At 64.8% G+C, this 8,540-nt stretch carries 7 protein-coding genes and 3 pseudogenes; 3 read left to right on the top strand and 7 right to left on the bottom strand.

What is annotated here, in order from left to right; all coding sequences use genetic code 11:
- The 3 genes and pseudogenes from kdpA to JYJ84_RS21670 form a co-directional block, all read right to left on the bottom strand.
- Window positions 1-1,643: potassium-transporting ATPase subunit KdpA (kdpA, locus tag JYJ84_RS21680; RefSeq protein WP_205189445.1), on the bottom strand; the 1,643-nt coding region annotated here is incomplete at its 3' end.
- 115 nt (window positions 1,644-1,758) lie between these two features.
- The gene (locus JYJ84_RS21675; RefSeq protein WP_175220778.1) at window positions 1,759-2,142 is read right to left on the bottom strand and encodes a RidA family protein; all 384 of its coding nucleotides are present in this window, start codon (window positions 2,140-2,142) and stop codon (window positions 1,759-1,761) included.
- An 89-nt stretch (window positions 2,143-2,231) separates the two neighbouring features.
- Window positions 2,232-2,549 (bottom strand): annotated as a pseudogene (locus JYJ84_RS21670) (SDR family oxidoreductase); the annotation flags it as partial.
- Between JYJ84_RS21670 and JYJ84_RS21665 the strand changes: the two are divergent.
- Together JYJ84_RS21665 and JYJ84_RS21660 are read left to right on the top strand one after the other, a co-directional pair.
- Window positions 2,548-3,057, top strand: a pseudogene (locus JYJ84_RS21665) (transposase); the annotation flags it as partial. The pseudogenes JYJ84_RS21670 and JYJ84_RS21665 overlap by 2 nt on opposite strands.
- Window positions 3,045-3,761: pseudogene (locus JYJ84_RS21660) on the top strand (ABC transporter substrate-binding protein); the annotation flags it as partial. The pseudogenes JYJ84_RS21665 and JYJ84_RS21660, both read left to right, overlap by 13 nt.
- Window positions 3,762-3,803: 42 nt before the next feature.
- Here the strand turns inward: JYJ84_RS21660 and JYJ84_RS21655 are convergent.
- Entirely contained in the window at window positions 3,804-4,940 is a 1,137-nt protein-coding gene (locus JYJ84_RS21655; protein WP_122950602.1) for a porin, read from the bottom strand.
- Between the two features lie 556 nt (window positions 4,941-5,496).
- On the opposite strand from JYJ84_RS21655, the gene JYJ84_RS21650 reads away from it, so the two are divergent.
- A complete protein-coding gene (locus JYJ84_RS21650; RefSeq protein ID WP_122950601.1) occupies window positions 5,497-6,438 on the top strand; it encodes a LysR family transcriptional regulator in 942 nt (313 codons plus the stop codon).
- Between the two features lie 27 nt (window positions 6,439-6,465).
- Here the strand turns inward: JYJ84_RS21650 and JYJ84_RS21645 are convergent, their stop codons facing one another.
- The 3 genes from JYJ84_RS21645 to JYJ84_RS21635 all read right to left on the bottom strand — a co-directional run.
- The gene (locus JYJ84_RS21645) at window positions 6,466-7,812 is read right to left on the bottom strand and encodes an MFS transporter (RefSeq protein ID WP_122950600.1); all 1,347 of its coding nucleotides are present in this window, start codon (window positions 7,810-7,812) and stop codon (window positions 6,466-6,468) included.
- Window positions 7,813-7,891: 79 nt separating this feature from the next.
- Complete coding sequence (locus JYJ84_RS21640) at window positions 7,892-8,290, bottom strand: RidA family protein (protein WP_175220780.1); 399 nt, start codon at window positions 8,288-8,290, stop codon at window positions 7,892-7,894.
- A gap of 89 nt (window positions 8,291-8,379) precedes the next feature.
- On the bottom strand, window positions 8,380-8,540 hold a 161-nt coding region (locus JYJ84_RS21635; RefSeq protein ID WP_205189446.1), incomplete at its 5' end, for an SDR family oxidoreductase.

Below are 8,540 nucleotides of genomic sequence, written 5' to 3'. Positions count from 1 at the left end.
GCGAGCGACCCCGCGATCGCGAGCACCGGCACGATCACCGCGAAGCGGCCGAACCACATGGCGATCGCCAGCATCCCGTTGTAGTACGGCGTGTTGGCCGACAGGCCCGCGAACGCGCTGCCGTTGTTGTTGGCGGCCGAAGAAAACGCATACAGGATTTCGCTGAGCCCATGCGGGCCCGGGTTGCCGATCCCGGCGATCCCGGCCGGCGTGACGACGGAAATCGCGGTGCCGACCAGCACCAGCAGCGGCGTCGCGAGAATCGCGATGGCCACCATCTTCATCTCGTACGCATCGATCTTCTTGCCGAGATATTCCGGCGCACGGCCGATCATCAGCCCGGAGATGAACACGGCCAGGATCGCGACGACGATCATGCTGACGAGGCCGGAGCCGGGCCCGCCGAACACGACTTCGCCCGTCTGCATCAATGCCATCAGCACGAGACCGCCCACCGGCGTGAACGAATCGTGCATCGCGTCGACCGCGCCGTCGCCGCTGCTCGTCGTCACGGTCGCATAGAGCGCCGACGACACGACGCCGAACCGCGTCTCCTTGCCTTCCAGGTTGCCGCCGCGCTCGATCGACAGGGCCGCGGCCCCGTCATGCGGCACGGCGAGCGGCCCGAAGCCCTGCTGCTCCGCATGAATCGTGATCATGGCCGCGGCGACGAACATCGCGGTCATCGCGGCCAGCAGCGCCCATCCCTGCCGCCGGTCGCCGACGGCGACACCGAACGTGTAGCAGAGCGCGGCCGGTATCAGCAGGATCGCGATCATCTGCAGGAAATTGGTCAACGGCGTGGGGTTTTCGTACGGATGCGCGGAATTCGCGTTGAAGAAGCCGCCGCCGTCGCCGCTCAGCAGCTTGATCGATTCCTGCGACGCGACGGGGCCCAGCGGCAGGTGCTGTCGTTGCGAGCGCATCGATTGCTGCACGACGTTGCCGGCGGCGTCGTGCACCGGCTGGCCCTGCGCGTCCAGCGTCGGCTGCTGCCACGTCACGGCCTGCACCGTGTCCACGTCGCGATACGCGGTGAAATTCTGGATGACGCCCTGCGCCATGAATGCGATCGCGAACACCGCGGACAGCGGCAACAGGACGTAGAGCGTCGCACGCGTGAGGTCGACCCACAGGTTGCCGACCGTCGCCGAGCCGCGCCGCGCAATGCCTCGCATCAACGCAAACATCACGGCCATGCCGCTGGCCGCGGAGAGAAAGCTCTGCACCGTGATGCCGAGCATCTGGCTCAGGTAGCTCAACGTCGTTTCGCCCGCGTAGCCCTGCCAGCTGGTGTTCGTCGCGAAACTCACCGCCGTATTGAACGCGGAATCCGGTGCCACGGCCGGCAGCCCCTGCGGATTGAGCGGCAACCACGGTTGCACGCGCTGCAGCACATACAGGAAGAGCGCGCCGACCGCACTGAACAGCAGCAGTGCGAACGCGTAGGTCTTCCAGCTCATTTCGGCCTTCGGATCGACGCCGGCGGCCCGGTAGATCCAGCGCTCGACGGGTCGCCCGATTGCCGACAGCAACGGCGCGTCGCCATCGGCCACGCGCGCCATATAAAGCCCGAGCGGCTTGACGAGCGCAATCAGTACGACCAGAAACAGTCCGACCTGAAAGCCGGCATTTGCAACCATCCCTTCCTCCCGCAGCCACTGTGCATCGAAGAGTCTCTCACCCTATTTCATCTCGTGAAAAGTCAAATCGATGCATAGACTGCGGCACATCGCGTAAACATCCCGTCAACGCGAATCACACCGCCAACACGGCCACCGCCTTGATCTCGACGATATAGCCGGGCGCGCCGCCCAGCATGTGCGTACCGATCGCCGTCCACGCCGGCTTCGGGTGGGCGTCGAGGTAGCTGTCGCGAACCCGCATGAACAACGGCAGGTCGCGCATGTCGGTATGGAAAGTCGTCAGGTCGACCATGTCGTTGAACGATGCGCCGGCAGCCTCCAGCACAAGCTTCAAATTTTCAAACGCCTGCACGATCTGCGCTTCACGGTCTTCGACGAGCTGCATCGCCGCATCGCGGCCGATCTGCGTATCGCCGACCTTCAGGCCGGGCGCGTAGCCGATCTTTTCGTACACCGCTTCCATTCCCGCCGGAACGATGGCTTTGCGATCACGCATGGGGGTCTCCGTGGCCGGCGTCTTCGCGCCGGCCGGTGGGTTGTCGATGAACACGTTGAACACGTGCAAGCAGCGTCACGACGCGCCGCTCAACCCGTATCGCCGCCTGCAACCGGCAGCACCGTGCCGGTGATGTAGCTCGCGTCGTCGGACGCGAGGAACAGGATCGGCGCAATCTGTTCGTCGAGGCTGCCGTAGCGCTTGAAGAACGTCGAATCCGTGACCTGGTGCACGGCTTCGCCCATCCATGCCTGTTCCTGTTCGCTGTCGCCGGCTGCATTGCGCGGCACGCGGCGCGGCGGTGCGCTGGTGCCGCCCGGCGCGGTGGCCACGACCCGGATGTTGTGCTCCGCGTATTCCATCGTGAGCGCCGCCGTCAGCGCATTGACGCCGCCTTTCGCCGCCGCGCGCCAGCGCGGCGTGAACCCGAACCTGCTGTTCCACTGGCGCAAGCTGTACCAGGACGGGAGCCTGTCGGCGGTCAAGGCTGGCGAGGAAGTGGTCCCGGCATCGGAGCTGGCCGATGCACTCAAGCAGATTTGCGAGTTGCAGCGGATGCTCAGCAAGAAGACCATGGAGAATGAGATTCTCCGCGAAGCAGTCGAGTATGGCCGAGCAAAAAATGTATGGTCCACCCTCGCTGCCGGAGGACGACCAGTGAAACTGGTTTGTGAAGTTCTCGGCGTGTCGCGCTCGAACGTATCGGCACGACTGTCGCGTCCGGCGACGTGGCGCGATGGCCGTCAATCTCGGCAGACCGACCATGCGAGCGTAGTCGAAAAAATCCGCCGAGTCATCGGCAATTTGCCCAGCCATGGCTGTCGCCGGGTGTGGGGCTCGCTGCGCAATGAACGCATTGCTGCAGGACAGGTGCCGTTCAATGCGAAGCGCATCTATTGCAAAATGAATCGGCATTGACGGTTTCGCCCGACGTGAACACCGTGGCTGACCTCCGCGGCGAGACGGTTGCGGCGCCGTTCTGGTACTCGGTGCATAACGTCGTGCTCCAAGACATTCTGCGCGCGCAGGGTCTTGCCCCCGTGCTCAAGCATTCCGGTCTGCCAGGGCCGAAGGAAGTCAACCTGGTCGTGATCGCGCCTTCCGACATGCCGCCCTCGCTGGCCTCGAAAAAGATCGTGGGATGTATCGTCGCCGAGCCGTTCAATGCGGCGGCCGAGCAACTGAACGTCGGCAAGATTCTCCGCTTTACCGGAGACGTGTGACGCAACCACGCATGCTGCGTGATCTTCATGCACGAGCAGGACCTGACGCAACGCGCGGCGTGGTCGCAGAAAGTTGTCGATGCGATCGTCAACGCGCAAGTGTGGACGCGCGCCGATCCGCAGGAGGCGGCAAAACTGCTGCCGAAAGAAGGCCCGAACCGCTATACGCCCCACGCATCGCAACTGCTCGCACGCGTGCTCGCGCCGCAAGCGGCCGACCAGGGGCGTTATCTCGGCGATAATGCAATCCGGCACGCGAACGGGGGTTCGAAGCGGATCGACTTCCAGTCGTATCCCTATCCGAGCTACACGGAAGAACTCGTCCGCCAGCTGAAAACGACACAAATGGAAGGTGCGATCCAGTTCCTCGCGTCGCTCGATCCCAAACGGATCGCTTTTCGAAAGGTACGAATACCTCGGGATTTGCAATCGTTTCGCTCAGAACATGTGCCGGATGCCGGCCATCACACCAACCTGGTTCTGCCCCGGCGCGGGCGTCGTGCCGCCACCGCCGGCGCTGATCGTGAACGCGGCGTGCGCACTATTGACCAGGTAGGCGCCTTGCAGATAGATGGCGGTCTGTTTCGACAGGAAATAGGTCCCGCGCAATGCGCCGAGCGTCGCGCGCGCATCCTGGCCCGACACGTTGACGTGATAAACGCCGCCATCGATCAGGAAAGCGGGCGTCACGTAGTAGTTCGCGGTGAGATAGAACAGGTTCGAGTGCACGTTCGGGCCGCCCGACGAATCGGTGTCGACCCAACGGCCGATCCAGCCGCCGCCAACCTTCACGCCGAACGCGTTGACGTAACCGTTGACCTGCGCACGGTCGTCCTTGTCGCCGTTCGACGTCAGCGGCATCGGCTTGACGCCGTCGAAGAAGTTCGCGGCGGCCGTCGCGCCGCCACCGCGCTGCTCTTCATAGGACGCGGCCGCGCCGAACGAAGTCGAATCGTATTTGAGCATCGCCGACCACAGCCGGCACACGGTCGTCTCGCCTGGCGTCGGGCCCGCGCAGGTACCCTGTCCCGGCGAGTTTCCCGTCCCGGCCGAATCGCGGCCGAACGAATACATCGCGCCGGCCGTGAAGCCGCCGAACTTGCCGCGCCATGCCACGGCGTTGTCGGCGCGACCGTTCGGGATGTATGCATCGAGCGACGGCAGTCCGTAGATGTTCGGGCCGAGCAGGTCGGAATCGAGCACCGCGTAATACGTCATCGTGTACTGACGGCCGAACGACAGCGTGCCGTACGGGCTTTCGATCCCCACCCAGCTTTGCCGGCCGAACAAACGTCCGCCCTGCCCCATCGTGCCGCTGCCGACATTGAAGCCGCTCTCGAGCGCGAAGACGGCCTTGTAGCCGCCGCCAAGATCCTCCGATCCGCGCAGCCCCCAGCGCGACGGCAGTTCGCCGGTGATCGACGGCATCCGCACGATGCCCTTGCCCTGGGCGTTCGCGTGCGACACGTATTCGACGCCCACATCGAGCACGCCGTACAACGTCACGCTGCTTTGTGCAAAACCGGTCGTCGCGAATCCGAGCAAAGCTCCGCCGACGAGATGCTGAAATCTCATGCTGTCTCCAAATCTTGATATGGGTATTCTGGTTAATACGGGTAACTGATCAATCATCCTAAACCGCCGAACTGCTTGCTGATTCGGTACAACACCCGCCGATATACGCCGGGCTGTCATGCAGGGTCTTTTCTGAAAAATGTGGCTGGACCAGACCAGGCGCGCCATGCACGTCGAGCGTTCGTCTGCTCTCGTTCGGCTCGCCGCAGGCTTCAAGCCAATGCGGAATGTATTGGGGGCGTCTCCTTGTTGCAGTATTCCGTTCGGATTTGCAACCTGTTTGCGGCGATAGTAGCGATCACAAATTGGTCAGTCCAACACCGAATGGGTATCGGTTTATATCTGACAGGTATGCTTGGCGCGAACGCCCTTGTTTGATGCATCGAGCGCCGCCATGCGGCCTTAATCCATCTGCAAACCGAAGCAATTTACGTGAAAATACCGGCCGTGCTCGCGTCGTAGCTGCCGTAGAATAGGGATCCCCTTATGCTCACACGGCTTCGATCCGTCGTGTCCGGGCTCAGTTTCGTCCCCTCTCCACTCGACGGCAACGAACATGGAACTACGCCATCTGCGCTATTTCGTTGCGGTCGCCGAAGAACGCAGCTTCACGCGCGCCGCACAACGGCTGCACATCGCACAGCCGCCGCTGAGCCGGCAGATCCAGCAGCTCGAGCAGATCCTCGGCATCGTGCTGTTCGAACGCGATTCGCGTCCGCTGAGACTCACCGAGACGGGCCGCTTCTTTTATCAGCATGCGGCGCAACTGCTCGCGCAGACGGCCGAGCTCGAATCGATGACGCGCCGCGTCGGCAAGATCGAGCGCAGCCTGTCGGTCGGCTTCGTCGGCTCGACGCTCTACGGGATGCTGCCGAAGGTCATTCGCCGCTATCGCCAGCAGCATGCGGAGGTCGAACTGAGCCTGCACGAAATGTGGACGATGGATCAGATCAAGGCGCTCAAGGAAGGCCGCATCGACGTCGGCTTCGGGCGCATCCGTCTCATCGATCCGGGTGTGCGCCGCGTGGTCTTGCGGGAAGAACCGATGATCGCGGCGCTACCGCTCGGCCACCGGCTGTGCACGACGACGACACCGCTGTCGCTACACGACCTGCTCGACGAAACGCTGATCGTGTTTCCGAAAACGCCGCGCCCAAGCTATGCGGACCAGGTTCTGTCCGCGTTCCACGATCGCGCGCTGAAGCCGGCGCGCGTGCTCGAAACGCGCGAGTTGCAGGTCGCGCTCGGGCTCGTCGCAGCCGGCGAAGGCGTGTCGATCGTGCCGAAAAGCGTGAACGGACTGAAACGCGACGACATCTCGTATCACGATCTCGACGACGCCCGGCTCGTGTCGCCGATCATCATGAGCATGCGCCGGCTCGATGCGTCCGAGGACATCGAGCGCATGCTGCGCCTGATCTACGACCTGTACGACGAGGAAGGCATGGCGTATTTGCCGCCGTCGTCGGAACACGACGATCCGGCCGCGCGAAACTGACCGCGCCGGACCCGTCGATTCACGCGCTCAGTGCGGCATGGCCGGCGCGGCTTCGACGTCGGACCGATCCAGGCGCAGACTGAGCGTGGCAAGCACGGCGCCCGCCAGCGGCACGGCCAGCGCGAGGAAGAACCCGGACGGCCCGCCCCACGACAGGAAGGTCCCGCCGACGGCCGAGCCGGCGATCGCGCCCGCGCGGCCCATCCCGATCGCCCAGCCGGTCGCGGTCGCGCGCAGCGCAGTCGGATACGCGCCGACGATCAGGTAGTTCAGCGCGATCTGCTGCCCGCCGATGCCGAACCCAGCCGCACCGACGAGCGCGAACACAAGCGCCCAGTTCGTGCCGGCGTAGCCGAGTCCGATCGCGATCGCAATGCCGAACGCGAACATCGCACCGAGCAGGTTGCGCGTATTCACGCGCGGCAGCACGATCGACAGCGGAATCGCGCAGACGATGAACACCGCATTGACGATCACGGTGCCGACCGGCGCCTGCTGGGCGGTCAGGCCGGCCGCCTTCAGCACGGTCGGCAGCCACGACAGCAGCATGAACCATGCGATCCAGTTCAGCAGGTAGATGGCCCAGATGCCGAGCGTCTTGCGCGCGTAGCCGTCGCGGAACAGCGCCGCGACGCTCGCCTTCGCCGTCGCTTCATCGGGCACGGTCAGGCGCGCGTCGGCCGGCAACGGCTGCGCGACGATCTTCGCCAGCGTCGCACGCACCCGCTGCTGTGCGCGCGTGTCGCCACGCGACGCCAGGTAGAACAGCGATTCCGGCAGCAGTAGCGCGACGAGGCCGAGCACCGCGAGCGGCGCCGCGCCGCCCACCACGAAAATGCCGGACCAGCCGATCACCGGCAGCATGCGTGCTGCGAGCAGACCGCCGAGCATCGCGCCGGCGGGCAGCCCGAGCAGCACGCCCGTCATCACCGCGCCGCGCAGGCGGGCCGGACAGTACTCGGCCGCGAGCGCGAGCAGCACTGGCGTGCATCCGCCCATCCCGAGCCCCGCGACGAAGCGCAGCGCGAGAATGTGCCGCGGGTCGCCGGCCCACGACGTCGCCAGCGTCGCGGTGCCGAACAGCGCAAGACCGATCATGATCGCCGGCCGGCGGCCGATCCGGTCGCCGACGAGCCCGAGCGTCATCGCGCCGATCGTCATGCCGACGATGCCGGCGGTCAGGATCGGCGCGAGCGCGCCGGCCGGCAGCCGGAACGACGCGAGAATCGCAGGGCCGGTAAAGGCGATCGCCTGCGTGTCGAAGCCGTCGAGCAGCGCGATCAGCACGCACAGCGCGAGTACGCGGATTTGCAGCGCGCTCAGCGGCGCGTCGTCGATCAGCGCCGGAATCGAGCGAACCGAAGTATGGGTCATGAAAGCGTCTCCAGGACCGGCCCGCTGCTGCGGGGCGATCCTCTTATCGTTTTGAAAGTCTGATGGCCGGCGCCGCGGGTCAGTCCGCGAGCACCGCCACCGCCTTGATTTCCACGATATAGCCGGGCGCGCCGCCCAGCATGTGCGCACCGATCGCCGTCCACGCCGGCTTCGGGTGTGCAGCGAGGTAGCGGTCGCGAACCCGCATGAACAACGGCAGGTCGCGCATGTCGGTATGGAAGGTCGTCAGATCGACCACATCGTTGAACGATGCGCCGGCAGCTTCCAGTACAAGCTTCAAATTTTCAAACGCCTGCACGATCTGCGCTTCACGGTCTTCGACGAGCTGCATCGCCGCATCGCGGCCGATCTGGCCGGACACGTACAGCGTATCGCCGACCTTCAGGCCGGGCGCGTACCCAATCTTCTCGTACACCGCTTCCATTCCCGCCGGAACGATGGCTTTGCGATCACGCATGGAGGTCTCCGTGGCCGGCGTCTTCGCGCCGGCCGGTTGGTAGTCGATGAACACGTTGAACACTTGCAAGCGGCGTCACGACGCGCCGCTCAACCCGTATCGCCGCCCGCGACCGGCAGCACCGTGCCGGTGATGTAGCTCGCTTCGTCGGACGCGAGGAACAGGATCGGCGCGATCTGCTCGTCGAGGCTGCCGTAGCGCTTGAAGAACGTCGATTCCGTGACCTGGCGCACGGCTTCGCCCATCCATG

This window comes from Burkholderia sp. LMG 13014 (genome assembly GCF_905232215.1).
Lineage (GTDB): Bacteria > Pseudomonadota > Gammaproteobacteria > Burkholderiales > Burkholderiaceae > Burkholderia.
This window is presented reverse-complemented; position numbering and strand designations above follow the sequence as displayed.

What these genes read in the sequence shown, in the direction of transcription:
- JYJ84_RS21675 (WP_175220778.1), bottom strand. Translation starts at nt 2,142, where the DNA reads ATGCGTGATCGCAAAGCCATCGTTCCGGCGGGAATGGAAGCGGTGTAC.
- JYJ84_RS21645 (WP_122950600.1), bottom strand. Translation starts at nt 7,812, where the DNA reads ATGACCCATACTTCGGTTCGCTCGATTCCGGCGCTGATCGACGACGCG.
- JYJ84_RS21655 (WP_122950602.1), bottom strand. Translation starts at nt 4,940, where the DNA reads ATGAGATTTCAGCATCTCGTCGGCGGAGCTTTGCTCGGATTCGCGACG.
- JYJ84_RS21650 (WP_122950601.1), top strand. Translation starts at nt 5,497, where the DNA reads ATGGAACTACGCCATCTGCGCTATTTCGTTGCGGTCGCCGAAGAACGC.
- JYJ84_RS21640 (WP_175220780.1), bottom strand. Translation starts at nt 8,290, where the DNA reads ATGCGTGATCGCAAAGCCATCGTTCCGGCGGGAATGGAAGCGGTGTAC.